Origin of the sequence: Rhizobium ecuadorense (genome assembly GCF_001187535.1) — a bacterium.
GTDB classification, from domain to species: domain Bacteria; phylum Pseudomonadota; class Alphaproteobacteria; order Rhizobiales; family Rhizobiaceae; genus Rhizobium; species Rhizobium ecuadorense.
The window spans coordinates 107,522-133,362 of the sequence record NZ_LFIO01001267.1 but is presented as its reverse complement, the minus strand read 5'-3'; the positions used below and the strand labels follow the sequence as shown (position 1 = coordinate 133,362).

The window sequence follows — 25,841 nt, the reverse complement described above, 5'->3', positions numbered from 1 at the left end:
GCGTAGGGGCTGCGGAGTTCATGCCGGTATCTCCCAAGGATCGATCACCGATGCGCCGGTGTCGTTGAAATCGCCGACATTGCGGGTGACGACGATCAGATCATGGACGATCGCGGTCGCTGCGATCAGCCCGTCGATATCGCCGCGTGGCCGGATCGCGGCGATGCGGCCCCATTCCACGGCGATCTGATCGGTCACCGGCAGGATGCGGGCGCCATGGTCGTGGCGCAGCTTGCGTAGCCACTCGGCGAGGTGGGCGGCGGCCTTCGGGTCCGACCTCTGTTTGAGAGCAATGCCGCGCATGATCTCGCCAAGGGTCAAGGCGCTCAGATGAATGCTCAGCGGATCGACGGAGCGCAACCAGGAAACTGCCTGCGGCGTGCCGCGTCGCGCCTCCGAAACGATATTGGTGTCGACCAGATACATCAGAAGGTCACGTTGCGGCTTGGCGTCGCAACGCGCGCTTCGACCGCATCGGCAAGCTCGTCGTCCCAGGTGGGGCCGCCGAGCAGGTCGTCGACCAGCGACGGCCGGCCGGCGCGCAGGGCGTCATAGTCGCGGGCGGACAGCACGACAGCCGTCCGCTCGCCGCGGAGCGTCACCACCTGCGGTCCTTCATCTCGCGCCTTCTGCACGACTTTCGAAAACTTGTTCTTGGCCTCCTGCAGCTGCCATTCCATCTTTCGCTCCTAGCTAGACTGTCTAGATATGTAGGCGGGGAAGCGGGATGGGTCAATGGGACCATGCTCGAAACAAACCTTTGTCAGTCGCCCGATGCGGCGGTGAACACTGCCAGTTGAGCGGCGAAAGCCCGTTTGTAGGCCGGCCGCGCCTCGCCGCGGGCGACATAGGCGGCAAGATTCGGATAGTCCTCCAAGAGACCCGCTCCCTGCGCCCTGCGCAGCACCGTCACCATCAGCAAGTCACCGGCGCTGAACGCACCATCGAGCCAGTCGGCGTCGCCAAGGCGCGCGGAAAGGCCGCCCAGCCGTTTGCGGATGCTGTCCTCGAGGCGCCGCAGGCGCTGCTCGTACCAGGGCTCGTCGCGCTCGAGGATCGTGGCGAGGCTGCGCTCGAAGATCGATGGCTCCACCGTATTGAGCGCGGCAAACATCCAGGCGACAGCGCGCGCGCGGGCATTCGCATCCGCAGGCAGCAGACCCGCATGGCGTTCGGCGATATGGAACACGATCGCGCCGGACTCGAACAGAGCGAGATCGCCGTCTTCATAGGTCGGAATCTGCCCGAAAGGATGAAGCGTGAGATGCGCGGGTTCCTTCATCGCCTTGAACGAAACGAGACGAACCTCGTAGGGCTCACCCACTTCCTCGAGCGCCCAGCGAACGCGCATGTCGCGCGCCAGACCCCGGCCGCGATCGGGCGAGCGTTCAAAGGCGGTAATGGTAATCGTCATCGCGTCCTCCATATGATTTTATCCTTGGATCGATGCCGATCCAGGGATTTATACTGTGGCTTGAAGACGGCTGGCGAAAGGCGATTCCGACATCGATGCTCGCGATAATATGCAGCGTGGCAAGCCGCGCGACTTCGTTTCTGCGGAGGTCATGAGGCCCACTCACTTCCGCTCGACCGTCAGCACCATCGGCATGGCCCAGTTGGCCTCGGAAATCGGCCAGCGGAGCAGGTTTACGCTGTCGTCGTCCACCTGGGCCTCCCATCTAGCGTAGAATTTTTGCCGATAGCCATTCAGCCGAACGCTCCGGCAGGCGATAGGGCCGCCGTCGAGATTGAGCGCGACCTTGAGATTGAGCGGCGAGGTCTTCAGAAACTCTGCCAGCCGGTCGAGCGAAAAGAATGCTTCCTTTGTCGTGCCGATGACGATACGCCCCAGCGCGTCCTTGGCGACAAAGGTGCGGTTGGCGAGCCAGCGGCTTTTCACGTTCACATGGGTCTGCCCGTCATCGCCGATGAGCAGGGGATAGGAGACCATGGCGTTCGACGCGCCGGCAAAGGCGGCCTGCCAGTCTTGACGGGTAAGGTCACGGATGTCGGCAGCGTTTTGATCGGCAACGAAGGCGCCGGCCTTGGCATCATATTGCTGGGGACCCATCGCAACGCCCTCGCTGATGAATGGCGTGTCGGGCCTGCCGTGCATGTCGTAGTAGCTGCCGTTGACGATGAGCACCGCGTTGGGCAAAGCCTTTTCCCATTCGTCGATGCCGGTATCGCCGGCAGCGGCATTGCGGGTGACGAATCGAAAGCGGGCCGGGTCAATTCTGCTGAGAAAAATGCGGTCGACTTCGCGGCCGTCGGCAAGAACTGGCAGTTCCGCCACCTCGAAACCCGCCTCCGGCTCCTGCCAGGTCAGCGGCCCGGGCTGAACCGCTGGGATCACCGTGTTCAACGCCAATCGCATGGAGGCGGAAAGGCGCTCGTCGTCAGGTTTCATAGTGGTCCAATAGGTCCCGCCGCGCCGCAAGACAGTGTTGAAACCGTAAGCACCCGCGACCTGCCAGAGCCAGCCGGCACCGACGGCAACCGCGACCGTTAAAATTGCGACGAGTCCGAATAGGGTCTTGCGAATTGCTGACATTGAAAATCTCTTTGCTCAAATGGGGCTCAAATGGGTAGGTTTGCGACGCCGGGTTGACGTGACGTCGCGCGAATGCAAGTGCCAAGTGCGGTTTTTCTACGGCCGGCCCGCAAACACCCTCATCCGCCGAAGCCGACGCGCCTCCCGAACCCCGAGAAAAACATGATCGTCGAACTGACTGCCGATGATTTCGCCACCTTGCTGAAAGGCTTCGCCCCGCAAAATCTGCGGCTGGTTCCCGATAGCGCCATCGCGCCGCCTGAGGTACTGGAGATGCTGGCGAGGATTGCAGCCGAGGTCGGCGCGGCGTTTGCCCCGTCCGCCTGGATGATGGTCGAGGAGGGCGAAATCGTCGGACTGTGCTCCATCATCCGTGTGCCGGAGAACGGCGCAATCCATATCGGCTATGGGATTGCTCCGAGCCGCGAGCGGCGTGGATACGTCACCCGCGCTATCGGAGAATTGCTCGCATGGGCCCGGAAGGATCCGCGCGTGAGGCTCGTTTCGGCCGATACCGGCGTGGAAAACATCGCCTCGCAGCGTGTCCTTGAGCGCAACGGCTTCGTCCAAACGGGGGAGCGTATCGATCCGGAAGACGGTCCGTTGATTTGCTGGCAGGCATCGATCGACTGAGGCAAGTCGCCCAGAGAACGCGTCGCGTCAACGAGTGATGCGACGCGCTTTAAGGCCGGCTGAAACGGCGCGCACCGTCACGCATTTCGCCAGCGGCGGTTTGGCCTCGGTGGCAAGGCCGGTCTCCGTTCCGAGCGGCAGATCGGCAATTTCCCGCATCGACATGCGCTCGACTTCGGGATGCCGCAGCGGATCGTCCTTCCAGGCCAGGGCAGTGTCCGCGTCGCCCATGGCATGGGCAGGCTTCAAGAAAAACTTCAGCAACGACATGGTATGCCTCGCTTTCTCCAACAGTATGGGATCGTGACCGCAGGCTATAATGTCTGCTCCACCAAGCGGATTTTCAATTGAGATTAGTGTGGCGCTGCTATAGAAAAACTATATGAAGAACCTGAATTCCGTCCATCTCAACGGCCTCAGGGCGCTCGAAGCCGTCGGTCGTCTCGGCTCGCTGCAGGCCGCCGCCGACGAGCTCGGCGTCTCGGTCGGCGCCGTCAGCCAGCAGGTGATCAAGGCCGAGGCGCAGCTTGGCCTGGTAATCTTCGAGCGCACCGCCCGCGGAATGATCCCGACCGAAGCAAGCCGGCCGGTGCTTCATGCGCTCGACGAGGGGTTCGCCCGCCTCTCTGCGGCGGTGTCGATCGCAGGGCGTAAGGACGATACGATCCTGACCATCTCGGTGGCGCCGGTTTTTGCCGCCCGCTGGCTCGTCTGCCGGCTCGACCGTTTCGCCGAGCGCCACCCCGAGATCAAGCTGCGGCTCGATGCAACGACCAATCTCGTCAATCCCGCCATCTGTGACGTCGATATCGGCATCCGCGTCGGCGCCGGCAAATGGCCTGACGTGAAGGCCGAACTGCTCTTGGAGCAGGAGGTCTTTCCCGTCTGCTCGCCCGAGATGGCGGCGCAGTTGAAGGAGCCTGCCGATATTCTGACGCTGCCCGCCGTCGTCGACGGCCGCGCCATGTTCGGCTGGGAGGTCTGGATGCGCGAGGCGGGGCTGTCAGGCGCGACACCTGCGACCCGCCACGTCTTCAACGACGCCTCGCTTTGCCTCGATGCGGCGATCGCCGGCCAGGGCGTCATGCTCGCCTGGCAGACCCTTGCCGCCTTCGCGCTCGCCGAAGGCCGGCTGGCCGCCCCCTTCGGCATTCGGGCGCGCACCGGCTTCGGCCATTATTTCGTCACCGCCGAAGGCACGCGCGAGCCGAAGAAGGTCAGGGATTTCAAGGCCTGGATCCGCGAGGAAATGGCCGGCACGCTCACCTTGTTCCGGTAACTCAGATCTCGATCGGCTCCTTGCCGCGCGTCTCCTGCATTCTCTTGTAGGCGGCGCGGGACTGGCAGCGTCCGATCCAGGCCTTGACGTTGGGATGCGCATCGAACAGCGCTTCCTCGCTCTGGGCGTAGCGCAGCACCTCGGCAATGTTGAGATCGGCGACGGTGAAGCGGTCGCCGACGATCCACTGCCGGCCGGCAAGCTGGGCCTCGAGAGCGGCCAGCGGCCGGCGCAGCGCCTGGCAGGCGGCGGCGATCGTCTGCTTGCCCTCTTCGCTGTTTTCGAGGCCGTTATCATAGGTCAGCACGATCCTGACCGAATGCGGCTCGACCTGCGAGGCCGCCCAGACGGTCCACATCGTCAGCAATCCGTCTTCTTCGACGGTTTGTCCGGCCAGCGGCCCGCCATGTTTGCGGGCCAGGTAGAGATTGATCGCCAGCGACTCGTGCATGACGAGTTCGCCGTCCTTGATGCTGGGGATCTGCGCCATCGGATTGACGGCAGCGAAATCGGGCGAATGCGTGTTGAGCGGCGCGTCCTCGGATAGGGGCTCCGCCAGCCGCCTTGCCTGCAGCACCGGCACCGAGCGGAATTCGAGCCCGAGCTCCTCCGCCATCCAGTAGACGCGTGACGCCCGCGATCGATAGACTCCGTAGATTGTCAGCATGACCTTGTCCCCTCGATGTTACTGTCCGGAAGGGTAGAGGCCGCAGCGGCTGCGGGAAAGTCCTTGCCGCTGATGAGATGATGAAAGCTTTTGATGCTCTTCAGGAGACGCGGTTTCGCTCGACCGTCAGCTGCTTGTAGGACGTGCCGCCGCCAGCCATCTCGGCCGACACTTTCTTCTCCCATTGGAAGCCTAAAACCGCACCTTCCGTGGTATCCTGAAAGACGTTGTCGGTGATGATGGCGGTGCCGGCGCCATCGGCGACCGAGACGGCGCATCCCACCGGCGCCTTGCGCACCACATTGCCGCTGACGACGACGTTGCGCAGATAGGGACCCCAGCCGATCTGCATGCCCCAGCGCGGCGCGCCCTCGATCACATTGCCCGAGATCAGCGTATCGGCCTCCGCCGCAATGCCGATGCCGAAGCCGACCTCGTGCTTGTATGGACCGCGCAGCGTCAGATTGCGCACGACATTGCCGGTGACGCTTGCCAGCCTGCCGCCCTCGTCGAAATTGGCGATCGAGATGCCGTTCGCCGCCCCGTCGATCATGTTGGCGGAAACGACAGCGCCCTCGAAGGCGAATTCGACATAGATCGCCGTCTCGCCGGATCGCCGGCACTGGTTGTTGCTGATCTGGATGTCCGACGCCGAATTGGCGCGGATCGCGGTAAAGGCGCAGTCGGAAATGTGATTGTTCACCACCATCACGCCGTCGGCTCGGAAGATGTTGATGCCGTTGCCGTTCTGGCCGGTGCCGCCGTCATTGGCGCGGATGTTGGAGATGCGGTTGCCTGAGACAAGCGTGCCGTCCTCCGCCTTGTTCCAGCGGTGCACCAGGATGCCGCCATTGCCGCAATCGGCGATCGTATTTCCGGTGATCGAAAGATTGGCGGAATCGACCGCATAAAGCCCGGCCTCGGCCGCCCCCGAAATGCGGCTGCGCTCGATCCGCCCGCCGCAGCGTTCCAGCTGCAGCCCGTGTTTGCGGCTGCCGCCGATCTCGCAATTGTCGATCAGCACCTCGTCGACGCCGGTAAATTGGACGAGTCCGCCGGCATAGTCGCCGAGCCAGCGATTGCCGCCGTCGATGACGAGGTTGGAAAGCTCGATGCGCCGCACATTCTCGGCCGCAAAGAGATGGCCGTCGCCGGTATAGACGATCCGCGACGCGCCGGGCACGCCGGTAAGGCGCGTATTGTCGGGCAGGTTGAGATTGGAGATCCGGTAGGTGCCGGGCGGCAGGAAGACCGGCACATTCTCGGCCGCCGCCTGTTCGACCATCTGCTGCAGGTTGCGGGTCTTGCGGTCGCCGCTTTCGGGAATGGCGCGATATTCCACCGCGTCGATCGCGCCGCGCAGATCGGGCTGTCCGGCGGCCGCAAGCGTCGCGGCCGATGCGCGCGGCACTGTACCTCCCGCAACCGCCGCGGCGGCGAGAAAGAACAGCATGTCGCGGCGTGAAGGCATTCCGGATTCTCCAGTCATAAGGCGCCTGTAGCACGAAACATGCCAGACGGGCCTGTCCCTTTCTGGCACAGGCGACCGAAATTGCGGTTGTGGCCTCTGATAAGGGCAGGATATCGCCGCGGATTTTGTCCTCTTGTTCACCCTTTCATTTAAGCAAGCCGAAGGGAATGGGGACTACTTTAGAGGGAAATTTACGGGGTGATTATGCGGGATGCGGACCTTCGGCCCGCCGGGGAGAATGGCGGCATGCAGGAACCGAGTGCCAGGCGATGGGAATCGACCGATGCCCTGTCGGCCGAAACGCGGCGCATCGTCGCTGCGACGGAAGCGATGATGGCCTCGACCGCCCATCATCTTTCCGACGGCATCGAGAACCTGCGCCTGAAGGCGATCGTCCACGAGCTTCCGGATTTCCTCTACGTCAAGGATCGCGACAGCCGCTTCGTCTTCGCCAACGCCGTCACCGCCAGCAGCCTCGGCCTGGAGAGCGCCGACCTGATCACCGGCAAGCGTGATTTCGACCTGTTCGATTTCGAGACGGCACGGCGCCATTTCGATATCGAGCAGCAGATCATGGCGACGGGGCAAGCCTGCATCGACATGGAGGAAAGTTACGTCCTGCCCGGCGGCAAAAGGCCGATATGCCGGCTGACCTCGAAGATCCCGCTGCGCAACGATCGCGGCGAGATTGTCGGCCTGATCGGCGTTTCCCGCGATATCACCGAACGCAAGCGCCAGGAGGATCTCCACCGCGAGCAGGCGAACCTGCTGGAAATGATCGCCCGCAACGAGCCGCTGCCGATGATCCTCGAGGCGCTGGTGCTGATGATCGAGGCGCAACTGACCGGCATCGACGGATCGGTGCTGCTGCTGAACGGCGAGGGTACCAGGCTCTATCACGGCGCCGCCCCCAATCTGCCCGGCGGCTATAGCCGCCTGATCGACGGCGTCACCATCGGTCCCAAGGTCGGCTCCTGCGGCACCGCCGCCTGGCGCGGCCAGACCGTGATCGTCGAGGATGTGATGAGCGATCCGCTCTGGGAGGATTTTCGCGCGCTGGTCGCGCCCTTTGGTTTCCGCTCCTGCTGGTCGACGCCGATCGCCACCTCGCAGAACAATGTGCTCGGCACCTTCGCCCTCTATTCCAGGGAAGTCCGCCGTCCGACGGAGCACGAGATGAAGCTGGTGGCGCTCGCCACCCACATTGCCGGCATTGCCATCGAGCGCAAGCGTGTCGATGACCGCATCCATTTCATGGCCCATCATGATGATTTGACCGGCCTGCCGAACCGCGCCTTCCTCAAGGAGCGGCTGGCCAATATCCTCGACCAGGCCCGGCGCAACACCCGCAAGGTCACCGTCGCCTATATCGATCTCGATAATTTCAAGGACATCAACGACGGCCGCGGCCACGCCGCCGGCGACGAAGTGCTGAAGGAAACCGCGGCCCGTATGGCCAACAGTGTCAGGGCATCCGATATGGTGGTGCGTCTCGGCGGCGACGAATTCCTCGTGGTGCTCGTTCATCAGTCGAGCCACGATGCCGGCATCACGCGTCGCCTGCGCGAGCTGCAGAAGGCGATCAACAGGCCGATCCCCTTCGATGGCGGCGAGATCACCGTCACTTCGAGCATCGGCGTCGCCGCCTTCCCCTTCGACGGCGCGACCTCGGAAGAGCTTCTCGCCAATGCCGACCGCGCCATGTACCGCGCCAAGGAACTCGGCCGTAACACCTTGCAGCATCACGATGGCGGCGGCACGCCGGTGGGAATGCCGATCGGCGAGCAGGAGGAACTGCACCAGGCGATCACCGGCGACCAGCTGCTCCTGCAATACCAGCCGCAGGTCGATGTCGCCACCGGCCGCATCACCGGCATCGAGGCGCTGGTGCGCTGGAACCATCCGGCCAAGGGCAGGGTGCCGCCGGTCAATTTCATCCCGCTCGCCGAAGAGACCGGCCTGATCGTTCCCCTCGGTCTCTGGGTGCTGAACGAGGCCTGCCGCCAGGCGCGCCACTGGCAGGATATGGGCTTGGCGCCGCTGACCATCGCCGTCAACGTCTCGGCCAAGCAGTTCGCCGATCCGGATTTCGCAAGTCATGTCGCCGAGGCGCTGGAGCGCCATCGCCTGCAGTCGCGCTGGCTGGAGCTGGAAGTCACCGAAAGCGTGGTGATGCAGGATGCCGAACGTGCGCTCGCCATGATGGAATCGCTGCGGGCGCTCGGTGTGCGCCTGTCGATCGACGATTTCGGCTCCGGCTATTCCAGTCTCGCGGCGCTGAAGACCTTCCCCTTCGATCGGCTGAAGATGGACCGTTCGCTGGTCGAGGCCCTGCCGGGCGACAAAACCGCCGTCGCCATCGCCTCGGCGGTGATTTCGCTGGCGCAGACGCTCAAGCTTTCGGTTCTCGCTGAAGGTGTGGAAACCGACGCCCAGATGGATTTCCTGCGTCACGCGCGCTGCGAGGAGGCGCAGGGCTACCGTTTCTCCAAGCCGGTTTCCCCAGGGGAAATCCCGGCATTGCTACGGGCGCGGGATCTCTGAGCTTTACCTGAAATGTTTGCCGATCGCCTCGATCTCGTTCGTCCATATACCCGCCGCATAGTTCTCCGGCAGCCGCGCCAAGTGCGCGGCGTCGTCGATGCCGGTCGAAAAATCGCCGCCGCGATAGGGGCCGAGCACGAAGACCTCGGTTCCGGCATCGTGCATCCGGTTGAGGAAACGGTCCGGCCAGCCCCAGAGCCATGGCGCGATGTTGATCGGCACCAGCATCATCGCGTGTTTGCAGGCATCCGGCAGCACTCCGGTCCAGCCATAGCCGATGTAGCCGAAGAGGCAGCTCTTCAGGCTCTTGCGCGAGGCGGTCTTGATCTCGGGCACCAGCCGGCGCAGGACATCGATCGGCTCGTCGCCGCCATAGACGATGATCTCTGCCCGCCGCTCGGTGGGAAGCCCGTTGAGCACGGCGGCGAGCTTTTCGCCCTCGGAAGGATCGCGGCTCTTGACGTTGATCAGGAAGCGCCGATCCGGAAAGGTCGAAAGGACTTGCGCCAGCGTCGGCATCATGCCGATGCCGCGGCCGCGGAAGGGAAAGGTCTTGCCGCCATCGGCGGTATAGCCGTAGCCGATGTCGAGCTTTCGCATTTCCGCCATCGAATGCTCGCGGGTGACGCCGTGGCCGTCGGTGCGGCAGTCGAGCGTCCAGTCGTGAAAGACCGCGAATGCGCCGTCCGTGGTCGGATGCACGTCGATCTCGACAATATCGGCGCCGGCCGCAAAGCCGGCCTGCATCGAACGGATGGTATTCTCGAGGTAATCATGTTTCGGCGGCAGCATGCGGCTCGCCGTGCAGGTGTCGTTCTTCAGATCGGTCTCGTCGAACCGCTGGGCGATGCCGCGATGGGCGAGCAGCACCGGCTTTCCCGGCCGATGCGCGGCAAGCAGGCTGCTATTGTTGAGATAGATGCCGGCCGCGGCGAGCGCGACCGCGACCGCGCCATAGAAAAGCTTCCTGCCCATATTGCTCCCCCTGATTGCATCGAAGAAGACAACAGCTAGAAAGCGATTCTGGTTGTTCTTGGGCTGTTTTCCGGCTTTTCTATGCGCGGTTATCTCAGGAGAGGATTGGCATCACAATGGAACAACAGGACGACGAACTCATCCGTTTCGAAGCCCATGGCGCCGCGCCCTTGCCACCGGCTTCTGTCGAAGGTCATGTCGGACGCGCCGGCGCCCGCATCTGGTATGCGAGCTACGGCGCCGGGCCTGCCGTCATCCTGCTGCATGGCGGCCTCGGCCATAGCGGCAACTGGGGCTATCAGGTCCCGGCGCTGCTCCAAAGCGGCCGCCGCGTCGTGCTGATCGACAGCCGCGGCCATGGCCGCAGCAGCCGCGATGCACGTCCCTATACCTATGAGCTGATGGCTGCAGACGTGCTTGATGTCATGGACGAGCTCTCTCTTGAGAAAGCGGCCTTTGTCGGCTGGAGCGATGGCGCCTGCATCGCGCTGATTCTCGCCGCGACGGCGCCGTCACGTGTCGCGGGCGTCTTCTTCTTCGCCTGCAACATGGATCCGAGCGGCACGCTGGAATTCGTTGCGACCCCGGTCGTCGACCGATGCTTCAGTCGCCACGCCAAGGATTATGCGGCATTGTCCGCCACGCCGGACGATTTCAATGGCTTCGTCGAGGCGGTCAGCCTGATGATGCGGACGGAGCCGAATTATCGGGCCGAAGATCTCGGCCGCATCCGCGTGCCGGTTGCGATCGTGCTCGGCGAACATGACGAGTTCATCAAACCGGAACATGCCGAATATCTCGCCCGCAGCATTCCGGACGCTCGGATGATCACTCTCAAGGGCGTCAGCCATTTTGCGCCGCTGCAGCGGCCGGTCGAGTTCAACGCCGCAGTGTTGTCCTTCCTCGACGGGCTCCCGTCTTGAATGGCTCCCTCTGGCCTCGCGCCCATTTGCCGCTATCTCTTGCTGTATGAGACCTGATGCACTGCTTTATCCCGCCCCGGAAGGGCTCTATTGCCCGGAAGGCGGCTTCTATGTCGATCCTGTGCGGCCGGTGGAACGGGCGCTCGTCACCCACGGTCATTCCGATCACGCCCGGCCGGGCCATGTGAACGTGCTCGCCACCCGCCAGACCCTCGACATCATGCGCCTGCGTTACGGCGAGGGCTTCTGCGCCAGCGAGCAGAGTACCGGTTTCGGCGAGGAGCTGCTGGTCAACGGCGTCAAGGTGAGCTTTCATCCGGCCGGCCATGTGCTCGGCTCGGCCCAGATCGCCATCGAAAAGAACGGTACCCGCATCGTCGTCTCCGGCGACTACAAGCGCCGCCCCGACCCGACCTGCGCCGCCTATGTGCCGGTTCCCTGCGATGTCTTCATCACCGAGGCGACCTTCGGCCTACCGGTCTTCCATCATCCCGATCCGATGGACGAGACGGCCAAGCTGCTGGCCTCGCTCCGGCAGTTTCCCGAGCGAACCCATCTGGTCGGCGCCTATGCGCTGGGAAAGGCCCAGCGCGTCATCAGGCTGCTGCGCGATGCCGGTTACACCGAGCCGATCTACATTCATGGAGCCATGGAAAGGCTCTGCGACTATTATGTCGGTGAGGGCATCGATCTCGGCGAGCTGCTGCCGGCGACGATCGAGAGCCGCGACAAATCCACCTTCAAAGGTGCCGTCGTCATCGGTCCGTCCTCGGCCTTCGCCGACCGCTGGGCCCGCCGCTTCAACGAGCCGCTGCCGGCCTTCGCCTCCGGCTGGATGATGGTGCGCCAGCGCGCCAAACAGCACGGCGTCGAACTGCCGCTCGTTATCTCCGATCATTGCGATTGGCCGGAACTGACGGAAACCATCCGGCAACTGCACCCGGCCGAAGTCTGGGTGACCCATGGCCGCGAGGAGGCGCTGGTGCGCTGGTGCCAGCTGCAGGGCATCAAGGCCAAGCCGCTGCATCTGGTGGGCTATGAAGATGAGGCGGATTGAGATGAGCCGTGTGCTGCCTGAAAATCCCTTCCCAACCCCTCCCCACAAGGGGGAGGGGCTTAACTTGTCGACCCGTCCCACCACAAAATCACTGCCGGGAACGCTGAGGTCGAAAGAGGGCAGCGCAGTGCCGCGGGTTAGCCCCTCCCACCTGTGGGGAGGGGTTGGGGAGGGGTCTTTCCCCGGAATGAGGCGGCTCTCATGAAAGCCTTCGCCGACCTCCTCGATCGCCTCGTCCTCACCCCCAGCCGCAACGGCAAACTCAAGCTGCTGACCGATTATTTCCGCGATACGCCCGATCCCGACCGCGGTTATGGCCTTGCCGCCATCGCCGGCACGCTGGAGGTGCGCAACGTCAAGCCCGCCATGCTGCGCGAGCTGGTGCTGGAGCGCATGGACGAGGTGCTGTTCCGCTATTCCTACGACTATGTCGGCGATCTCGCCGAAACCATCTCGCTCGTCTGGGACAATGAGCGCGATATCGACCGCTCCGCCCTTTCCCAGCCGCGGCTCGGCGAGGTCGTCGCCGGCATGAATGCGCTCGGCCGCACCGAAGTGCGCAGCTTCGTCCGCGACCTGCTCGACCGGCTGGATTCGTCCGGCCGGTTCGCCTTCATCAAGCTGGCGACCGGCGCCATGCGCATCGGCGTTTCGGCCCGTCTGGCCAAACAGGCGCTGGCCGATCTCGGCGACAAGGACGTCACCGAAATCGAAACCCTCTGGCACGGGCTGCAGCCGCCCTATGAGACGCTGTTCGAATGGCTGGCGGACGGTGGCGAAAAACCGGTGCTGGCGACACCGGCGATCTTCCATTCCGTCATGCTCGCCAACGCGGTGGAGGAGGGGGACTTGAGCGGTCTCGATCCCGCCGACTACGCCGCCGAATGGAAATGGGACGGCATCCGTGTCCAGCTCTCCCGTTCCGGCGACCGGCGCAAGATCTATTCGCGCTCCGGCGACGACATTTCAGGCGCTTTTCCCGATATTCTCGACGCCATCAGTTTTTCCGGCGTCGTCGACGGCGAGCTGCTGGTCGGCGGCACCGCCCGCTCCAACAGCCCGACCCGCACCTTCTCCGACCTGCAGCAGCGCCTCAATCGCAAGACGGTGACGCCGAAGATGCTGGCCGACTATCCGGCCTTCATCCGCACCTATGACCTGCTCTTCGACGATGACGAGGATGTGCGCGGCCGGAGCTATACCGACCGCCGCGACCGTCTGACCGAAATCATCGATCGCGCCCCCCACGACCGTTTCGACCTCTCGCCGCTGGTGCCTTTCTCGTCCTGGGACGAGCTCGACCGCCTCCGCGCCGCCCCGCCGGATCCGGTCATCGAGGGCGTGATGATCAAACGCCGCGACAGCATCTACCAGGCCGGCCGGATGAAGGGTCCCTGGTTCAAGTGGAAGCGCAATCCCTATAATGTCGATGCGGTGCTGATGTATGCCCAGCGCGGCCATGGCAAGCGCTCGAGCTACTATTCCGATTTCACCTTCGGCGTCTGGGCCGACGACGAGGATGGCGAACAGCTGGTGCCCGTCGGCAAGGCCTATTTCGGTTTCACCGATGCCGAGCTCGAAGTGCTGGACAAATTTGTGCGCAACAACACCACCGAGCGCTTCGGGCCGGTGCGCGCCGTGCGCGCCGACAAGGATTTCGGCTTCGTCGTCGAGGTGGCCTTCGAGGGCATCAACCGCTCGACGCGGCACAAATCGGGTGTCGCCATGCGCTTCCCCCGCATCGCCCGCCTTCGCCCCGATAAGCCGCCTTACGAGGCCGACCGGCTGCGCACGCTGATCGCCATGATCGACGCCAAGCCGGAATAATCTCCGATCGCCCTGCGCAACAATGACGCAGTCCCAAAATTTCAACAGGATGTGTATTGGCGGCAACGATCTTCCGGTGCAAATCTTGTGTGCCGGGAAAATGATTTGGGTGCTGCGTTATGAGCTCGCATGAACGAAATTCCTTTTTCCGCCAACGCCGCGCCGTGCTGGCGGGGCTTGCCGGTGCGCTCGTCCTGCCGCGCATGGCGGCCGCTTTCGATGTCCCGGACGAGCCGCGCCTTGCCAAGCATGATTACGCCAAGGTGCGCAGCCATTTCCGCACGAAGCTGTTGCAGAAGGGGCCGGCGCCAGACAAATACGAACCGCTGAGCGCGCCTGCCGACGCCGAGAAGATCTTTTACCGCTCCGGCTACGGCGAACTCGAACTGGCCGCCTGGGTGTCGAAGTACAAGCGCGAGCGCACCGCCAAGCCGGCCGTGCTCTTTCTGCACGGCGGCAACGCCATGGGCATCGGCCACTGGGAGTTGATGAAGCCCTATATGGATGCCGGCTATGTCGTGATGATGCCGTCACTGCGCGGCGAAAACGGCCAGATGGGCAATTTCTCCGGCTTCTACGATGAGGTCGACGACGTTCTCGCCGCCGCCGAGCGCATGGCGCATCTGCCGGGGGTCGATTCCGGACGCCTGTTCATCGCCGGCCACAGCATCGGCGGCACGCTGACCATGCTGACGGCGATGAGCACGCATAAATTCCGCGCCGCCGCGCCGATTTCCGGCAATCCCAATGCCTTCCGCTTCTTCGACCGCTATCCCCAGGATATCCGCTTCGACGACAGCAATGCGCATGAGTTCGAGGTGCGTTCGGCGCTCTGTTACGCCGAAAGCTTCAAATGTCCCGTCCGTGTCGTCCACGGCACGGAAGAGGTCCATTTCAACGACCGGGCCGATCTGCTCGCCCGCCGCGCCCGCGCCGCCGGCATCCATATCGAGACCGAAACCGTCGCCGGCAACCACACCTCGGCGCTGCCGGCCGAGATCGAACAGAGCATCCGCTTCTTCCATGGGGTGGCGGCCTGATTTTTCGCCGTCGCGTCAGATGCAGACCAATTAGGCCTATATTTCTGGCATGACGACGAACGCAGAGACCGTGATCGTGCCGAACGACTTCCCCGAGCTGAAATCGCTCGTCTGGAATCGGGATCCCTTGCGCGCGATGCCTGCCCGCGAGGCCTTCGCGTTGTATGAACGCAACTGGCGTTTCGTCGATACAGGCAAACTGACTGAGCGGGAGATGCGACTGATCCCGATCTCGCTGCCGCCTATGGCAACGGTGTTCTGCTCGTCTCCTGATTTTCCGCCTCAACACCAGCCTCGCGCCAGCCGCGCATGCCATCGTCGCGCCAGATCTCGCTGTCTCGCCGATCGTTGATAAGGGTGGTTCCATGAATATTCTGCGCCGGGTCTTCCCGCTTGCCGGGCTCGTGACTGCAGTCGCGTCGCTGAGCGGCTGCAATATCCTCATTCCCGATGTCGCCGCCGATTCGCCCGCCCGTTTCGTCCAGGAAACCTCGCCGGTCTTTTATCAGCCGCCGGGCGTCGATCCGCGCCGGGTGCGCCCGATTCCCGATCAGCCGGTGCCGCAGACGCGCGAGCTCTACCAGACCCAGTTCCACCAGACCTACGGCCTGCCGGTCAGCAATCCGGTGCACATGGCGATGTATGGCGCGCTGCGCGATGAGGATTTCACCCTGCCGGCGATCCCGGTCAGCCGGGTGCAGCCGCAGTTCCTGCGCCAGGAAGTCGATTACCAGACGACCGAGCGCCCCGGTACTGTCATCGTCGATACCAAGGCGCATTTCCTCTATTTCGTCGAGGCTAACGGCAAGGCGATGCGTTACGGCGTCGGCCTCGGCCGCGAGGGTTACGCCTGGTCGGGCCGCGGCGTCATCCAGTGGAAGCAGAAATGGCCGCGCTGGACACCGCCGGTCGAAATGGTCTCGCGCCAGCCCGATGTTCGCGCCTTTTCGGCCGAAAACGGCGGCATGAATCCGGGGCTGCAGAACCCGCTCGGCGCCCGCGCCATGTATATCTTCAAGGACGGGCAGGATACGCTCTATCGCATCCACGGCACCCCCGACTGGCAGTCGATCGGCAAGGCCACCTCGTCGGGCTGCGTGCGCATGCTGAACCAGGACGTCGTCGATCTCTATGACCGGCTTCCCGCCAAGGCGGAGATCGTTGTGATGTAGCGCTGCAACAGCGCCGCTGATATCGTCCGATCGAGGCCGGACACGTCTGCGTGAAGCTATGGTTTATTTGGCGCAAGCCGATAGATCTTCTGATGTTGTTCTCGGCATCGGGCGAATCGCCGTTCACGCGCGGTTTCGTCCGGCTCCCGCATCAGAGGAAATCAGTCCCGCGTCATGAGCTTCGATAGACATCTTTCCCGCCGCAGCTTTCTTTCCTTTTCGGCATTGACCGCAGCCTCCGCGCTCACCGGTTGCGCCTCTTCGGCCAATACGGTCACTTCGGGCGATACGACGATCATCTACCGTTCGCCGATGCGCCTGTTCCAGTCCCCGGGAGCATCGAGCGTGCCGAGCGGGGCCGAGCTTGCCGTCATGTATGGCCCCGTCGAGGATGGCGGCTTTCTCATCCCCGCCGTTCCCTATGAGCAGATCGACCCGCGCTACTATCGCCAGCGCGTTCTCGACCCAACCGGCCAGCCGCCCGGCACCATCGTCGTCGATACGCCGTCGCGTTTCCTCTATCTCGTCCAGGGTGACGGCATGGCGATGCGCTACGGTGTCGGCATCGGCCGCGAGGGTTTCGCCTGGCAGGGCTCGGGCGTCATTCAGTGGCGTCAGAAATGGCCGCGCTGGAAGCCGCCGAACGAGATGGTCGCCCGCCAGCCGGAACTCGTCAAATATTCGATCGACAACGGCGGCATGGAGCCGGGCCTGAAGAACCCGCTCGGCGCCCGCGCGCTCTATATCTTCTCGAATGGCGAAGACACGCTCTACCGCCTGCACGGCAATCCCGACTGGCGCTCGATCGGCAAGGCGGTCTCCTCCGGCTGCGTACGGCTGATGAATCAGGATATCATCGATCTCTACGATCGCGTTCCGACGAAGGCGCCGATCGTCGTCTGGCAGTGATGTCAATCCGGGCGGCCGAGATCCGGTCGCCCGATCTTGCCTGATCCAGACGGCCGTTCAGGGGTAAAAGCTTCCGCTTTCCACCGCTTGGAAAGTTTTATTTTCAAAAAACCATTGCTTAATTCGCTAAATAACCTACATCGTGCGTATCGAATTGCTTGCGACCTTTGTCCAGGCGCTGAAGCGCTCCGTCAGATATCCTCTCAACATCGATACGGCTTGTCGGACATTCCGCAAGCGAAACACAAACGGTTGAAAAGGAGATCGTTATGAATTCAGGCGTCGTCAAGTGGTTCAATGGCACCAAGGGTTTCGGCTTCATTCAGCCCGATGATGGTTCTACGGACGTTTTTGTCCATATTTCAGCGGTCGAACGCGCCGGCATGCGCGAACTCGTTGAAGGCCAGAAGATCCGTTACGATCTCGTTCGCGACAAGAAGTCGGGCAAGAATTCGGCCGACAACCTTCAGGCCGCATGATTTGTCATTCGCCTATGCTGACCAGATGCTGGCAGCGCGCTGACCACGGATGTACTGGCAGCGAGTTGACCTATTGGCAGAGAAATGGCTGAGTGACTGGAAGAGGTCGGGTGCCAACCCGGCCTTTTTGCTTTGATCGCTGGTCATCGGAACGGCTCCCGGTCGTTCTGATTGACCGGTTGAGCAGCCGAAGAGTTGAAGGGACCCTGAAATGGGCAGACCAAACTATCAAATCGGCGATATGATCGTGCTGAAATCGGGTCTCACCCGCACGGCGAAAGCCGATAAGCGCTGCCGGATCGCCAGCATCCTGCCCAACGACCACGGGCATGTGCAATATCGCGTCCGGTTCGATGCGGAGAATTTCGAGCGCCGCATCACCGAGGCCGACATCGATACCGGGGAATCGCCCTCCAGGCTTTCCCCCGAGGCGGTGGCCAAATCCGACGGCGCCGAGCCTTGGCTGAAGTTTTCGAGCATCCGGACGGGCAAGTAGTCCAGCCGTTTTCACTATCACAGCGCGGCTTGGCCGCCGACAGGAAGGATATCGTTTTGCAGGTTCTCGTCAGGGATAACAACGTCGATCAGGCGCTCCGCGTGCTCAAGAAGAAGATGCAGCGGGAAGGCCTTTTCCGGGAAATGAAGGCGCGCAGCGCTTTTGAAAAGCCGTCCGAGAAGCGCGCCCGCGAAAAGGCCGAGGCCATTCGCCGCCAGCGCAAGCTTGCCCGCAAGAAGCTGCAGCGCGAAGGCCTGCTGCCGGCACCGAAGAAGGTTCTCCGCGCCCGCTGATCCCCGGCCGCGGAATCGCGGCCAACGTGGAATCACGGCCCCCGCCGTGAACAGCCGTGGAACCATGGTTTCGGCCACGGGGCCATGGCTAAATCAGCCGTCATCACCTGAGAAAGGGGCACATGACCGCCACCAAGGGAGAATTCTTCAATCCCGCCAAGCTTTCGTCGCGCGACAAGGCGGAAGCGACCGATCACACGGCGCGCGCCATCATCGCGGCCGAGGCATCGGCCCGTGACAAGAAGACGGAAAAGCTGAAGGCCCTGCGTCTGCAGCAGGAGGCCGAGGCAGCACCTGAAGCGGCGCCTGCCAAGAAACGCCGGTCGCCGGCCAAGGCGGCTGTGAAGCGGCCCTGATCCTCGGGCGCACACCCGTTTTGGGCTGGCCCGGCGGATGCGGTCAGTCGCCGCTCGTGGCGGCCCGGCCGAGATTGCCCCGCAGCCGATGCAGCATGTCGCGCATCGCTGCCAGTTCCTCGAGGGTGCAGCCGGCAGCTTGGCCGATCGCCGTCATGATCGTATCGATCTCCCCTTTCATCGCCTCGCCCTTCGGGGTCAGCGACACGATCACCTGCCGTTCGTCGCGCAGGTCGCGCAGGCGCTTGATCAGCCCGCTCTGCTCCAGCCGTTTCAACAGCGGCGACAGCGTGCCGGAATCGAGATCGAGCTGTTCGCCGATCGTCTTCACCGGCAGTTCGCCGCGTTCCCACAGCACCAGCATCACCAGATATTGCGGATAGGTGAGACCCACCCTGTCCAGGATCGGCTTATAGGCGCGGGTGAAGGCGTGCGCCGTCGCGTAGACCGCGAAGCACAACTGCTTTTCCAGCCGTTTCTCCTCCTGCGGTATCTCCATCGTTTTTATCGTCTGCGCTTTCATATCCATCATCCCCAGAGCATGATGCCGAAAAGTGTGAGCGATTTTCGGATGACATCATGCTCTCACTCTTTAACGTAGGCCGAGCCGGCCTAAAATCATCCTGCTCTTAAGGCCGTGATTGTCTTCTTTTCCTTGTCGAAATGCAATTTGCAAAATTCACTTGCGTACAATTTAATTGTGCGATAATAAAAATCCAACCCGATCGAAGGGTCAACCAAAGGAGATCGTCATGCCTATTCTCTATACGACCAAAGCCTCTGCCACCGGCGGCCGCGCCGGCCGCGCCGTTTCCGAAAACGGCGTTCTGGACGTGACCCTGGCCGTTCCGAAGGAACTCGGCGGCGACGGCGCAACCGGCACCAATCCTGAGCAGCTCTTCGCTGCCGGCTACTCCGCCTGCTTCCTCGGTGCCCTGAAATTTGTCGCGGGCCAGCAGAAGGTCAAGATTCCAGAGGAAACGACGGTCTCCGCCAAGGTCGGCATCGGCCCGCGCGAGGATGGCACCGGCTTCGGCATCGAAGTGGCCCTGACGGTCGACATCCCCGGCCTCGACCGTGAAACCGCCGAGAAGCTCGCCGCCGCTGCCCACATCGTCTGCCCTTACAGCCACGCCATGCGCACCTCGACCGAAGTTCCGGTCACGGTCGCCTGATCCGGGCGCGTCCAGTGAAATGCGGGCGATGGCTTTCGGCTTCGGCCGGGGCCGTCGCTTTTCTGTTGCTGATATCAACGTAGTGCTCGTCGCATGGGTCCTCGGGTCAAGCCCGAGGACGACGGAGCAAGGGGAGGCCTCTCGCCTCCAGCCAATCGTGCTCCTCAATCTCCGTCGTGCTCGGGCTTGACCCGAGGACCCACATGCCCACTCTGGTTGCATGGCGTGAACGACGCGATTTCTCGAAGATCCACGGCGATGTTCGGCTTGTCCTACTCGCCCATCGCCCGTCCGCTGTGGCGCGGCCGGCGCAGCGATGCAGCCGATTTCGGCGTCTCGACCGCCATCCCGGACACCGCCAGCAACTCCTGCCGCAGCCGCGCCGAACCGCCATCCGGCAACCTGCCGTCAAGCATCGCATGCGTCTCTTTCCAGATCGGCAGCGCTCTTGCGAGCACCGCCTTGCCTTCGCCGGTGAGAACAAGCAGCCGGCGGCGTCGGTCCTTCGGATTTTCCATCACCATCACCCAGCCTTTGCGCTGCAGCGGCTTCAGCGCCGCCGTCAGTGTCGTCTGGTCCATGGCGAGCAGAGAGGCGACCGGCCCCATCGGCGGCGGCTCCGGCCGGTTCAGCGACATCATCAGCGAAAACTGCCCGTTGGTCAGCCCGGCCGGCCGCAACGCGTCGTCGAACAGCCGGGCGAGCGCCCGTGCCGCCCGCTGCGCATGCAGGCAGAGGCAGGTATCGCGCACCAGCAGCGTTGTAGAGAAAGGAATTTCAACCGAATTTGACATGCCTCATTTCTATTGATATCAATGTATTTAGTCAAGGAGAAGGAGATGTGCCGGCTCGCCGGCAGCGCCGGAGGAGGGCGCATCCCATGCAGAATGAGGTTGTGTCCCGTGAACAATGGCTTGAGGCCCGCCGTGCCCTGCTCTTGAAGGAAAAAGAGGCGACGCGGCTGCGCGACAGCGTCAATGCCGCCCGCCTGGCGCTGCCCTGGGTGAGGGTCGACAAGGATTATGTTTTCGACACGCCCGAGGGCAGGAAGTCGCTCGCCGATCTCTTCGATGGCCGCAGCCAGCTGCTGATCTACCATTTCATGCTCGGCCCGGATTGGGATGCCGGCTGTCCCGGCTGCTCCTTCCTGTGCGATCACGTGGACGGCGCCCTGCCGCATCTCAACCATCACGACGTCACCTGGGTCGCCGTCTCGCGCGCCCCGCTTGACAAGATCGCCGCCTACAAAAGCCGCATGGGCTGGAAATTCCCCTGGGTCTCGTCCTTCGGCAGCGAATTCAATTTCGATTATCACGTCTCTTTCAGCCCCGATGACCTTGCCAAAGACAAGGTCCTCTACAATTTCACTGCTATCGAGCCGGCCGAGGCCCATGACGAACTGCCGGGGCTGAGCGCTTTCTACCGCAATGACAAGGGCGAGGTCTTCCATACCTATTCGAGTTATGCCCGTGGGCCGGAGGAACTGATCGGCACCCTGATGATCCTCGACCGTGCCCCGAAGGGCCGCAACGAGGACGGCACGATGAATTTCGTGCGTCGCCACGACGAATATGAGGAGACCGCCAAGACGCCATCCTGCTGTCACTGAAGTTAAAGCCAACATCACGCAAGGGAGAGAAGGACGATGAAGACCGCAGAAGCGCTGAAGGAACATTCCTTCCTGGAAAGGCTGATCGGCGAATGGACCGTCACCGCACCGGAAATGTCCGGCGACGAGCCCTGGACCGAAACCGTCCGCTCGCTGCACGGCATCTGGTGGGTTGCCGAAGGCACGGGCCGCATGCCGGATGGCAAACAAGGCACCAGCATCCTGACGCTTGGCTACAACGCCGCCAAAGGCAAATATGTCGGCAGCTGGATCGGCAGCATGATGGACTACATGTGGGTCTACGAGGGCGAGCTCGACGCTTCGGGCAACATTCTGGATCTCTATACCACAGGGCCCGACTTTAATAGCGAAGGGCTTGCCGATTACCGCGAGCAGATTGCCTTCGTCGACGCCGATCACCGCACCTTTATCTCCAGTGTCAAGCAGGCCGACGGCTCATGGAAGCAGTTCATGGAAGCGCGCTACACCCGCAAGATCTGACAGTCACGGCGCGCAAATATCGGAAAAGCGGCGCCTCCAAAGGGAGAGTATGATGTCTGAGACGCATGGAAAGTTTATCTGGTGCGAACTGATGACCCCCGACACATCGGCTGCCGTGACATTCTACAGCTCTGTCGTCGGCTGGACGACTTCCGAAATGAAAGTAGAGGGCATGCCGCCCTATACGATCTTCGAGGCGAACGGCATCGGCGTCGCCGGCTTGATGGAATTTCCGGCCGAACTCGAGGGCACCGGCATCCCGCCGAACTGGACGGGTTATGTGGATGTCGACGACGTCGACCAGGCGGCCAAGGATTTCGCCGCCAATGGCGGATCGGTCCGCCGTCCGCCGGACGACATCCCGGGCGTCGGCCGCTTTGCCGTCGTTGCCGATCCGCATGGCGCGGTGCTCTGCATAATGACGCCGGCGCCGATGGACAAAGCCTGGCCGGAACTGGCCCCCGATGCTTCAGGCAATATCGGCTGGCATGAACTCTATGCCGGCAATGGCAAAGACGCCGTCGCCTTCTATTCCAAGCTGTTCGGCTGGACGAAGGACAGTGAAATGGACATGGGCCCGATGGGCGTCTACTACCTCTTCGCCCGCAACGGCAAGCAGATCGGCGGCATGATGACCAAGCCGGACAACATGCCGATGCCCTTCTGGTGCTATTATTTCATCGTGCCGGCGCTTGATGCCGCGATCGAACGCGTCACCTCAGGCGGCGGCAAGGTCGTCAACGGCCCGATGGAAGTCCCCGGCGGCAGCTGGATCATCCAGGCGACGGACCCGCAAGGCGCCTTCTTCTGCCTGGTGGCGCCGAAGCGGTAGACAGTTGACTTCAACCGTGGCCCCTCATCCGCCTGCCGGCACCTTCTCCCCGTAAAACGGGGAGAAGGGGATATGCCAGGACCTCTCGGTTCCCATTTACCTCGCGTAGAGCACGTCCCCTCCGTTTGGGGCCGAAGGAGATTTGTTGCGGGCCGCGATGGCGGATGAGGGGGCTGCACGGCACCCCCTCACCACCCGTCACCCCGCCACCGAAGCAAAGAACCCTTCCGGGCTGTCGACTTCCACCAGCCGCTTCTTCTCGATTAGCCAGAACCGGTTGCCCACCGCCCGCACGAAACTGCGGTCGTGCGAAACCAGCAGGCAACTCGCCTCCTGCGCCATCAGCTCGCTTTCGAGTGCTTCCTGTCCGTCGATGTCGAGGTGATTGGTCGGCTCGTCGAGCAGATAAAAATTCGGCTCCGTCAGCCTGAGCACCAGCATGCCGAGCCGCGCCTTCTGGCCGCCGGAAAGCTGGCCGATCGGTTTTGCCTGCATGTCGATCGTCATGCCGGCCCCGGCCAGCAGCGCGCGCGCCCGCTGATCGCCGACATCGAAGCGGCGGATGATCGTGCCGATCGGCGTGTCGGTATCGGCAAGGTCGGCAAGCGCCTGATCGCCATAGCCGAGAACCAGCGACGGCGTCGTCTTGATGCCATCCCGAGCGGTCTCCGGTCTTTCGATCGCCTGCTTCAGCATCAAGACCAGCCGCGATTTGCCGGTGCCGTTGAGACCGAGAAGCACGATCCGGTCCCCCTGGCAGATGAACTGCCGGCCGGTCTTGACGAGCAGCGTGCCATCCGGCGTCGTCACCGCCGCATCCTCCAGCGTCACCAGCACCTTGGCATGGGTGCCGCGGTTGGAAAGCCGGATGGCGCCGGCAGTGCGTTCCAGATGCGCCGGTTTTGCCGCATCCTCCAGTTTCTCCGCCCGCTGCTTCAGCTGTTTCGTCTTGACGACGAGCAGATCGCTGCCGGAATTGATGCCGATATTGTTGAGCTTGGCCGCCTGCTTGCGCAATTGCTCCGCCGCCTTCATGTCGCGCTCGTAGCGCCGGGCTTCGGAGGCGTCGGCCTCGTCGAGGGCGGCGCGCGCCCTGCTATAGGGCAGGGCGAAGACCGGCGATTGCTCTGGCCGCAGGAACAGCGTCCGGTTGGTCGTCGCATCGAGGAAGGCGCGGTCATGGCTGGAGAGGATGACCGGCACGTCGCGCGGCAGCGCGTTCAGCCAACCCTCCAGCTGGGCGATCTTTTCGAGGTCGAGATGGTTGGTCGGTTCGTCGAGCAGCAGCACGTCGGGTTCGCTGACCCAGCTGCGGGCAAGCATGGCAAGCCGCTGCCATCCGCCGCTCAACTGCTTCAGCGGCCGCCGACGCATGACCTCCGGCACCTCGAGCGATTCCAGCACCACGTCGACGCGCCAGCTTTCGCTTTCGGCCTGATCGACCGGCAACGCCTGCAGCACTGCATCGTAGAACAGCGTGTCGAAAAGGGCGGCCGGCACATTCTGGGCGACATGGCCGACGGTCAGTCCGCGCGCCTTGGTGATCTCACCCGCGCTCGGCTCCAGCGCGCCGGTGATGCAGGCAAGCAGCGTCGATTTCCCTTGTCCGTTGGCGGCGACGAGGCCGATGCGGTCGCCTGAATTGACGACGAGATTGAGTTTTGAAAACAGCGGATTGCCCAGCGTTACGCCGAGATTGCGGATATTGATGAGGGTCATGATCGTTCTCTGGTCTTGACCGGGGACGCGATCCGGGGCGTTCAGCCATCACGGAATTGCGCCTATCGGGCCCGGGAAGTTTACAGGAATGCGGGAGCCAACCATAGGTTACGGCGCCGCATTGGCCACGAAGGGCAGACCAGGAAGAGATGTCGGGAAACGGTCTCTGGGTCAGCCCTGCAAACGCATTTGCAGGGCGTCGACGGGACCACGCTGGCGATTAAACCGGAAATAATACTGCATGGCGTGATCCTCCTTTCTCGAAAGGGTTGCAGGATTGAAATACCATTGCCTGGAGTAGGAGGCAAGGGAGGCGCCGTTGCCCGGCGCCCAAGAGAGCCTCATCCTGAGGTGCCCCGCAGGGGCCTCGAAGGACGAGGCGGGTGCACTGGTGGTTGGACGCAAGGAGCAGCGCTGGAGCGTGTCCTTCGAGGCTCCGGCCTTTGGCCTACGCGCCTCAGGATGAGGGAGGGTGCCGCGCTCCCGAAAGGTAGGGGAATGGAAAGGTGCCGCTGGCGGAGGCTCCCGATGCTCTCGAGAAACGTCGATGCGCCGTTCAGAAGTCATTGACGGCAAAGGTTACTTATTGCTCCAACCTTTTGCTGCAGGTCCGCAAGGGCTTTGGCAGCCAGTTCAGTACCCAATTGTTTGTACGTCGTGATGTCGGCCATCTTTTCGGCGAAACAGGTGCAATAGGTTTGGATTTGCTGCTGGGTAATAGCTTGGTTGAGTGAGGCCTGCTTTCGAACGCAAGCAAACTGGGCGTCGGCGATGAATGATTTTCGAGCTTCGCCACCGATTGCTTCGTCGCGAGAGAACACAAACTCTCCGTAGGCAAAAAGGCCGACGAAAATTGTGACAAAGAGCGCCGCGAACGTGACTGCCCCCCGGATGGCACTTGCGTTCGACTTAGCTTGCTCCCTTTTGAAAACGTTTCGTATGGCTGCAATCACCACAAATAATAATGGCGCGGCGAGAACCTGCCCACCTAAAGCGCTAATCGTTTCCGCACTCCGAGTGTGGGCGTAGTTTGCTAGTTCAAAGCCTCGACCGTTCACGGCCTGAAGTAACAAGATGGCAGCGCTGAGACCAACGCCAATATTGGCGCTTCTCCAAAGGCTCCACCTTTGCGCCTCACGATGCCCGATCGCCTCGTCCATAGTCATGCCCTTCTCCTCCAAGTCGCCGCAGTAGCTGTCATAGGTTGAATTCGTTATATCTTGCAAGTATGGCATCGCTTTCGAACTGGGGACATGAAGCCTTTTCATGGCGAAACGGGCTAATGAAGCAATCGAGATTGAGCGAAGACTTGATGGCAGGCCGAAAGGCA

General features: G+C 62.6%; 28 protein-coding genes and 2 pseudogenes. 18 read left to right on the top strand and 12 right to left on the bottom strand.

From position 1 onward, the window contains the following. Positions 1–18: 18 nt before the first annotated feature. The 4 genes from AF337_RS26835 to AF337_RS26820 all read right to left on the bottom strand — a co-directional run bounded on the left by AF337_RS26835 (position 19) and on the right by AF337_RS26820 (position 2,554). Entirely contained in the window at positions 19–426 is a 408-nt protein-coding gene (locus AF337_RS26835) for a type II toxin-antitoxin system VapC family toxin (protein ID WP_049734513.1), read from the bottom strand. After that, positions 426–680: a type II toxin-antitoxin system Phd/YefM family antitoxin gene (locus AF337_RS26830; RefSeq protein WP_049734512.1), complete on the bottom strand. Its 255-nt coding sequence runs from the start codon at positions 678–680 to the stop codon at positions 426–428. Before AF337_RS26830 ends, AF337_RS26835 begins: the two co-directional genes overlap by 1 nt. A gap of 83 nt (positions 681–763) precedes the next feature. Beyond that, on the bottom strand, positions 764–1,414 hold the full coding sequence (locus AF337_RS26825) for a glutathione S-transferase family protein (protein WP_049734588.1): 651 nt from the start codon (positions 1,412–1,414) through the stop codon (positions 764–766). A gap of 162 nt (positions 1,415–1,576) precedes the next feature. Further along, positions 1,577–2,554: a phosphodiester glycosidase family protein gene (locus AF337_RS26820; protein WP_049734511.1), complete on the bottom strand. Its 978-nt coding sequence runs from the start codon at positions 2,552–2,554 to the stop codon at positions 1,577–1,579. 162 nt (positions 2,555–2,716) lie between these two features. Here AF337_RS26820 and AF337_RS26815 point away from each other — a divergent pair, with 162 nt between their 5' ends. Then, the gene (locus AF337_RS26815) at positions 2,717–3,187 is read left to right on the top strand and encodes a GNAT family N-acetyltransferase (protein ID WP_049734510.1); all 471 of its coding nucleotides are present in this window, start codon (positions 2,717–2,719) and stop codon (positions 3,185–3,187) included. Positions 3,188–3,268: 81 nt separating this feature from the next. Here AF337_RS26815 and AF337_RS26810 read toward each other — a convergent pair. Continuing rightward, positions 3,269–3,457: pseudogene (locus AF337_RS26810) on the bottom strand (hypothetical protein); the annotation flags it as partial. Between the two features lie 112 nt (positions 3,458–3,569). Between AF337_RS26810 and AF337_RS26805 the strand changes: the two are divergent. Continuing rightward, positions 3,570–4,466, top strand: a complete 897-nt coding sequence (locus AF337_RS26805) for a LysR substrate-binding domain-containing protein (RefSeq protein ID WP_049734508.1) — start codon at positions 3,570–3,572, stop codon at positions 4,464–4,466. Position 4,467: 1 nt separating this feature from the next. Here the strand turns inward: AF337_RS26805 and AF337_RS26800 are convergent, their stop codons facing one another. Together AF337_RS26800 and AF337_RS26795 are read right to left on the bottom strand one after the other, a co-directional pair. After that, the gene (locus tag AF337_RS26800) at positions 4,468–5,133 is read right to left on the bottom strand and encodes a glutathione S-transferase family protein (protein WP_049734507.1); all 666 of its coding nucleotides are present in this window, start codon (positions 5,131–5,133) and stop codon (positions 4,468–4,470) included. A 100-nt stretch (positions 5,134–5,233) separates the two neighbouring features. Then, entirely contained in the window at positions 5,234–6,604 is a 1,371-nt protein-coding gene (locus AF337_RS26795) for a TIGR03808 family TAT-translocated repetitive protein (protein ID WP_049734506.1), read from the bottom strand. Between the two features lie 246 nt (positions 6,605–6,850). On the opposite strand from AF337_RS26795, the gene AF337_RS26790 reads away from it, so the two are divergent. Beyond that, positions 6,851–9,148, top strand: a complete 2,298-nt coding sequence (locus tag AF337_RS26790; RefSeq protein ID WP_049734587.1) for a sensor domain-containing protein — start codon at positions 6,851–6,853, stop codon at positions 9,146–9,148. 3 nt (positions 9,149–9,151) lie between these two features. Here AF337_RS26790 and AF337_RS26785 read toward each other — a convergent pair whose 3' ends face one another. Further along, the gene (locus AF337_RS26785; RefSeq protein WP_049734505.1) at positions 9,152–10,123 is read right to left on the bottom strand and encodes a glycerophosphodiester phosphodiesterase family protein; all 972 of its coding nucleotides are present in this window, start codon (positions 10,121–10,123) and stop codon (positions 9,152–9,154) included. A 116-nt stretch (positions 10,124–10,239) separates the two neighbouring features. Here AF337_RS26785 and AF337_RS26780 point away from each other — a divergent pair, with 116 nt between their 5' ends. From AF337_RS26780 to AF337_RS26730, 11 genes and pseudogenes are all read left to right on the top strand, one after another. Continuing rightward, positions 10,240–11,046: an alpha/beta fold hydrolase gene (locus AF337_RS26780; protein WP_049734504.1), complete on the top strand. Its 807-nt coding sequence runs from the start codon at positions 10,240–10,242 to the stop codon at positions 11,044–11,046. A gap of 46 nt (positions 11,047–11,092) precedes the next feature. Then, entirely contained in the window at positions 11,093–12,103 is a 1,011-nt protein-coding gene (locus AF337_RS26775) for a ligase-associated DNA damage response exonuclease (RefSeq protein ID WP_049734503.1), read from the top strand. A 201-nt stretch (positions 12,104–12,304) separates the two neighbouring features. Then, positions 12,305–13,930: a cisplatin damage response ATP-dependent DNA ligase gene (locus AF337_RS26770; RefSeq protein ID WP_049734502.1), complete on the top strand. Its 1,626-nt coding sequence runs from the start codon at positions 12,305–12,307 to the stop codon at positions 13,928–13,930. A 119-nt stretch (positions 13,931–14,049) separates the two neighbouring features. Next, positions 14,050–14,970: an alpha/beta hydrolase family protein gene (locus AF337_RS26765; RefSeq protein ID WP_049734501.1), complete on the top strand. Its 921-nt coding sequence runs from the start codon at positions 14,050–14,052 to the stop codon at positions 14,968–14,970. A gap of 49 nt (positions 14,971–15,019) precedes the next feature. After that, positions 15,020–15,243, top strand: a pseudogene (locus AF337_RS26760) (hypothetical protein). A 92-nt stretch (positions 15,244–15,335) separates the two neighbouring features. After that, positions 15,336–16,142 (top strand): L,D-transpeptidase, encoded by an 807-nt coding sequence (locus tag AF337_RS26755; RefSeq protein ID WP_049734500.1) that lies wholly within the window; start codon positions 15,336–15,338, stop codon positions 16,140–16,142. A 174-nt stretch (positions 16,143–16,316) separates the two neighbouring features. Beyond that, positions 16,317–17,051 (top strand): L,D-transpeptidase family protein, encoded by a 735-nt coding sequence (locus AF337_RS26750; protein WP_003569537.1) that lies wholly within the window; start codon positions 16,317–16,319, stop codon positions 17,049–17,051. A gap of 269 nt (positions 17,052–17,320) precedes the next feature. After that, positions 17,321–17,530, top strand: coding sequence for a cold-shock protein (locus tag AF337_RS26745; protein ID WP_003546468.1), 210 nt, complete (start codon positions 17,321–17,323; stop codon positions 17,528–17,530). Between the two features lie 211 nt (positions 17,531–17,741). Continuing rightward, the gene (locus tag AF337_RS26740) at positions 17,742–18,026 is read left to right on the top strand and encodes a hypothetical protein (protein WP_049734499.1); all 285 of its coding nucleotides are present in this window, start codon (positions 17,742–17,744) and stop codon (positions 18,024–18,026) included. A gap of 56 nt (positions 18,027–18,082) precedes the next feature. Further along, positions 18,083–18,319 carry a 30S ribosomal protein S21 gene (rpsU, locus tag AF337_RS26735; protein ID WP_003569533.1) on the top strand — a complete coding sequence of 79 codons (237 nt, stop codon included), beginning with the start codon at positions 18,083–18,085 and terminating at the stop codon, positions 18,317–18,319. Positions 18,320–18,441: 122 nt separating this feature from the next. Continuing rightward, positions 18,442–18,675, top strand: coding sequence for a hypothetical protein (locus AF337_RS26730; protein WP_003580252.1), 234 nt, complete (start codon positions 18,442–18,444; stop codon positions 18,673–18,675). A 43-nt stretch (positions 18,676–18,718) separates the two neighbouring features. On the opposite strand, the gene AF337_RS26725 is transcribed toward AF337_RS26730, so the two are convergent. Further along, positions 18,719–19,207, bottom strand: a complete 489-nt coding sequence (locus tag AF337_RS26725) for a MarR family winged helix-turn-helix transcriptional regulator (protein WP_049734498.1) — start codon at positions 19,205–19,207, stop codon at positions 18,719–18,721. Positions 19,208–19,427: 220 nt separating this feature from the next. Between AF337_RS26725 and AF337_RS26720 the strand changes: the two genes are divergently transcribed. After that, positions 19,428–19,850 (top strand): organic hydroperoxide resistance protein, encoded by a 423-nt coding sequence (locus tag AF337_RS26720; protein WP_049734497.1) that lies wholly within the window; start codon positions 19,428–19,430, stop codon positions 19,848–19,850. Positions 19,851–20,122: 272 nt separating this feature from the next. Here AF337_RS26720 and AF337_RS26715 read toward each other — a convergent pair whose 3' ends face one another. Then, positions 20,123–20,644: a MarR family winged helix-turn-helix transcriptional regulator gene (locus AF337_RS26715; protein ID WP_049734496.1), complete on the bottom strand. Its 522-nt coding sequence runs from the start codon at positions 20,642–20,644 to the stop codon at positions 20,123–20,125. Between the two features lie 86 nt (positions 20,645–20,730). On the opposite strand from AF337_RS26715, the gene AF337_RS26710 reads away from it, so the two are divergent. From AF337_RS26710 to AF337_RS26700, 3 genes are read left to right on the top strand one after another with little or no spacing between them, the layout of a single operon-like run. Further along, entirely contained in the window at positions 20,731–21,459 is a 729-nt protein-coding gene (locus AF337_RS26710) for a DUF899 domain-containing protein (RefSeq protein WP_049734495.1), read from the top strand. A gap of 36 nt (positions 21,460–21,495) precedes the next feature. After that, a complete protein-coding gene (locus AF337_RS26705; RefSeq protein WP_049734494.1) occupies positions 21,496–21,960 on the top strand; it encodes a DUF1579 domain-containing protein in 465 nt (154 codons plus the stop codon). Positions 21,961–22,012: 52 nt separating this feature from the next. Further along, the gene (locus AF337_RS26700; RefSeq protein ID WP_049734586.1) at positions 22,013–22,792 is read left to right on the top strand and encodes a VOC family protein; all 780 of its coding nucleotides are present in this window, start codon (positions 22,013–22,015) and stop codon (positions 22,790–22,792) included. A gap of 198 nt (positions 22,793–22,990) precedes the next feature. Here the strand turns inward: AF337_RS26700 and AF337_RS26695 are convergent, their stop codons facing one another. Together AF337_RS26695 and AF337_RS26690 are read right to left on the bottom strand one after the other, a co-directional pair. Beyond that, the gene (locus tag AF337_RS26695; RefSeq protein ID WP_049734493.1) at positions 22,991–24,511 is read right to left on the bottom strand and encodes an ABC-F family ATP-binding cassette domain-containing protein; all 1,521 of its coding nucleotides are present in this window, start codon (positions 24,509–24,511) and stop codon (positions 22,991–22,993) included. A gap of 563 nt (positions 24,512–25,074) precedes the next feature. Then, positions 25,075–25,677 (bottom strand): hypothetical protein, encoded by a 603-nt coding sequence (locus AF337_RS26690; RefSeq protein ID WP_128146184.1) that lies wholly within the window; start codon positions 25,675–25,677, stop codon positions 25,075–25,077. Between the last annotated feature and the right edge of the window lie 164 nt (positions 25,678–25,841).

Excerpts from the sequence above, each read along its gene's own strand:
- AF337_RS26710 (WP_049734495.1), top strand. The coding sequence starts at position 20,731 with ATGCAGAATGAGGTTGTGTCCCGTGAACAATGGCTTGAGGCCCGCCGT.
- AF337_RS26790 (WP_049734587.1), top strand. The coding sequence starts at position 6,851 with ATGCAGGAACCGAGTGCCAGGCGATGGGAATCGACCGATGCCCTGTCG.
- AF337_RS26695 (WP_049734493.1), bottom strand. The coding sequence starts at position 24,511 with ATGACCCTCATCAATATCCGCAATCTCGGCGTAACGCTGGGCAATCCG.
- AF337_RS26745 (WP_003546468.1), top strand. The coding sequence starts at position 17,321 with ATGAATTCAGGCGTCGTCAAGTGGTTCAATGGCACCAAGGGTTTCGGC.
- AF337_RS26800 (WP_049734507.1), bottom strand. The coding sequence starts at position 5,133 with ATGCTGACAATCTACGGAGTCTATCGATCGCGGGCGTCACGCGTCTAC.
- AF337_RS26830 (WP_049734512.1), bottom strand. The coding sequence starts at position 680 with ATGGAATGGCAGCTGCAGGAGGCCAAGAACAAGTTTTCGAAAGTCGTG.
- AF337_RS26740 (WP_049734499.1), top strand. The coding sequence starts at position 17,742 with ATGGGCAGACCAAACTATCAAATCGGCGATATGATCGTGCTGAAATCG.
- AF337_RS26705 (WP_049734494.1), top strand. The coding sequence starts at position 21,496 with ATGAAGACCGCAGAAGCGCTGAAGGAACATTCCTTCCTGGAAAGGCTG.
- AF337_RS26805 (WP_049734508.1), top strand. The coding sequence starts at position 3,570 with ATGAAGAACCTGAATTCCGTCCATCTCAACGGCCTCAGGGCGCTCGAA.
- AF337_RS26785 (WP_049734505.1), bottom strand. The coding sequence starts at position 10,123 with ATGGGCAGGAAGCTTTTCTATGGCGCGGTCGCGGTCGCGCTCGCCGCG.
- AF337_RS26825 (WP_049734588.1), bottom strand. The coding sequence starts at position 1,414 with ATGACGATTACCATTACCGCCTTTGAACGCTCGCCCGATCGCGGCCGG.
- AF337_RS26755 (WP_049734500.1), top strand. The coding sequence starts at position 15,336 with ATGAATATTCTGCGCCGGGTCTTCCCGCTTGCCGGGCTCGTGACTGCA.
- AF337_RS26715 (WP_049734496.1), bottom strand. The coding sequence starts at position 20,644 with ATGTCAAATTCGGTTGAAATTCCTTTCTCTACAACGCTGCTGGTGCGC.
- AF337_RS26725 (WP_049734498.1), bottom strand. The coding sequence starts at position 19,207 with ATGATGGATATGAAAGCGCAGACGATAAAAACGATGGAGATACCGCAG.
- AF337_RS26820 (WP_049734511.1), bottom strand. The coding sequence starts at position 2,554 with ATGTCAGCAATTCGCAAGACCCTATTCGGACTCGTCGCAATTTTAACG.
- AF337_RS26795 (WP_049734506.1), bottom strand. The coding sequence starts at position 6,604 with ATGCCTTCACGCCGCGACATGCTGTTCTTTCTCGCCGCCGCGGCGGTT.
- AF337_RS26720 (WP_049734497.1), top strand. The coding sequence starts at position 19,428 with ATGCCTATTCTCTATACGACCAAAGCCTCTGCCACCGGCGGCCGCGCC.
- AF337_RS26730 (WP_003580252.1), top strand. The coding sequence starts at position 18,442 with ATGACCGCCACCAAGGGAGAATTCTTCAATCCCGCCAAGCTTTCGTCG.
- AF337_RS26775 (WP_049734503.1), top strand. The coding sequence starts at position 11,093 with ATGAGACCTGATGCACTGCTTTATCCCGCCCCGGAAGGGCTCTATTGC.
- AF337_RS26835 (WP_049734513.1), bottom strand. The coding sequence starts at position 426 with ATGTATCTGGTCGACACCAATATCGTTTCGGAGGCGCGACGCGGCACG.
- AF337_RS26750 (WP_003569537.1), top strand. The coding sequence starts at position 16,317 with ATGAGCTTCGATAGACATCTTTCCCGCCGCAGCTTTCTTTCCTTTTCG.
- AF337_RS26700 (WP_049734586.1), top strand. The coding sequence starts at position 22,013 with ATGTCTGAGACGCATGGAAAGTTTATCTGGTGCGAACTGATGACCCCC.
- AF337_RS26690 (WP_128146184.1), bottom strand. The coding sequence starts at position 25,677 with ATGACTATGGACGAGGCGATCGGGCATCGTGAGGCGCAAAGGTGGAGC.
- AF337_RS26765 (WP_049734501.1), top strand. The coding sequence starts at position 14,050 with ATGAGCTCGCATGAACGAAATTCCTTTTTCCGCCAACGCCGCGCCGTG.
- AF337_RS26770 (WP_049734502.1), top strand. The coding sequence starts at position 12,305 with ATGAAAGCCTTCGCCGACCTCCTCGATCGCCTCGTCCTCACCCCCAGC.
- AF337_RS26780 (WP_049734504.1), top strand. The coding sequence starts at position 10,240 with ATGGAACAACAGGACGACGAACTCATCCGTTTCGAAGCCCATGGCGCC.
- AF337_RS26815 (WP_049734510.1), top strand. The coding sequence starts at position 2,717 with ATGATCGTCGAACTGACTGCCGATGATTTCGCCACCTTGCTGAAAGGC.